We start from the raw sequence: 1,420 nt of genomic DNA, 5'->3' as shown, positions 1-1,420 counted from the left end.
TCGGCTTCAACCTCGTCGGCTATGGCTGCACAACCTGCATCGGCAACTCCGGGCCTCTGCCGGACGCGGTAGAGAAAGCCATCAGTGATGGTGACCTGACCGTGGCCTCTGTGCTCTCCGGCAACCGGAACTTCGAAGGCCGGGTGCATCCGCTGGTGAAAACCAACTGGCTGGCATCGCCGCCCCTGGTGGTTGCCTATGCGCTGGCGGGCAACGTGCGCCTGGATCTCTCAAAAGATCCGTTGGGCAACGACAAGGATGGAAACCCGGTGTACCTGAAGGACCTCTGGCCGAGCCAGCAGGAGATCGCTGAAGCGGTGGAGAAAGTGAAGACCGATATGTTCCGTAAGGAATACGCGGAAGTCTTCGATGGCGACGCCACCTGGAAGTCCATCAAGGTGCCGGAAAGCAAGGTGTACGAGTGGTCTGATAAATCCACCTACATCCAGCATCCGCCGTTCTTCGAAGGGCTCAAGGAAGAACCGGACGCGATCGACGATATCAAGGATGCCAACATACTGGCACTGCTGGGCGATTCGGTGACTACCGACCACATCTCACCGGCCGGTTCCTTCAAGCCGGACACCCCTGCCGGACAATACCTGCAGGAGCACGGTGTTGAGCCCAAAGACTTCAACTCTTATGGCTCTCGCCGGGGTAACCACGAAGTCATGATGCGCGGCACCTTTGCCAATGTGCGTATCAGGAACGAAATGCTCGACGGCGTGGAAGGCGGTTATACCAAATTCGTGCCCACGGGCGAACAGATGGCGATTTACGATGCCGCCATGAAGTATCAGGAGAACGGCACGCCGTTGGTGGTCATTGCCGGCAAGGAATACGGTACCGGCTCAAGCCGCGACTGGGCGGCCAAGGGTACCCGTCTGCTGGGTGTAAAAGCTGTGGTGGCCGAATCCTACGAGCGCATTCACCGCTCTAACCTGATCGGTATGGGCGTAATGCCACTTCAGTTCCCGGAAGGCACGGACCGCAAGAGCCTCAAGCTTACCGGTGAGGAAACCATCAGCATCGAAGGCCTGTCTGGTGAGATCAAGCCGGGACAGACCCTCAAGATGACGGTGAAGTACAAGGACGGATCCACGGAGACCTGCGAGCTGAAATCTCGCATCGACACCGCCAACGAGGCCGTCTACTTCAAGCATGGCGGCATCCTCCATTACGTGGTGCGGGAAATGTTGCGCACTGCCTGAGTGGACAGGGTGAAATGGCATAGCGGGCGGCCGCTATGCCGAATTCAAGAGATCAATGAGAGAAACGAGAGAGACATTATGACCGATCAACCGTTTCTGACCGACGTGCAAACCCTCAGAGAGCGGGCCCGCAAGCACATCGAAGAAGGAGCGCTTACCGAGGGCTACGGTGCCAACCGCGACAATGTCGTGAAAATCCTGAATGAGGC

At 57.8% G+C, this 1,420-nt stretch carries 1 protein-coding gene and 1 pseudogene; both read left to right on the top strand.

The window, feature by feature from the left end; translation table 11 throughout:
- The coding region (locus tag B2W52_RS11760; RefSeq protein WP_286803197.1) for an aconitase family protein at positions 1-1,211 on the top strand (1,211 nt) is incomplete at its 5' end.
- Positions 1,212-1,289: 78 nt separating this feature from the next.
- Positions 1,290-1,420 (top strand): annotated as a pseudogene (locus B2W52_RS11755) (bacterioferritin); the annotation flags it as partial.

Origin of the sequence: Marinobacter sp. UBA2498, from assembly GCF_002341575.1 — a bacterium.
GTDB classification, from domain to species: domain Bacteria; phylum Pseudomonadota; class Gammaproteobacteria; order Pseudomonadales; family Oleiphilaceae; genus Marinobacter; species Marinobacter manganoxydans.
This window is presented reverse-complemented; position numbering and strand designations above follow the sequence as displayed.